1 protein-coding gene is annotated in these 363 nt (G+C 39.4%); it reads right to left on the reverse strand.

Going from position 1 to position 363, the window contains the following annotated elements; all coding sequences use genetic code 11:
- Positions 1–363: efflux RND transporter permease subunit (locus SB749_RS18885; RefSeq protein ID WP_410711651.1), on the reverse strand; the 363-nt coding region annotated here is incomplete at both ends.

Below are 363 nucleotides of genomic sequence, written 5' to 3' on the forward strand. Positions count from 1 at the left end.
TAGTCACTGCTCCATAACGAGTTAAACTTCCTACATCAACATGGGCCACATCGCTTAAACGGATCACTTTGTTTTGTGTTGATTTAATTACTGTATTTTTGATGGCCTCTAAATCGCTATATTTACCCTCAGTACGCAAAATTAATGTATCGTTGCCTTTTTCTAAGCGCCCTATGCCACCATTTTGATTGGTTTGCTCTATCGCCTCTCGCAGTTGTAAAAAGCTAACTTGATGATGCTGCATTAATAAGTTATCAGGGGCAATAGCAAATGTTTTTACATACCCACCTAAACTATTTACATCGGCTACGCCACTCACGGTTCTTAGTAATGGGCGCATTTGCCAATCAAGTAACTCTCTTT

The organism is Brevibacterium sp. SIMBA_078, from assembly GCF_046534565.1.
Taxonomy (GTDB): domain Bacteria; phylum Actinomycetota; class Actinomycetes; order Actinomycetales; family Brevibacteriaceae; genus Brevibacterium.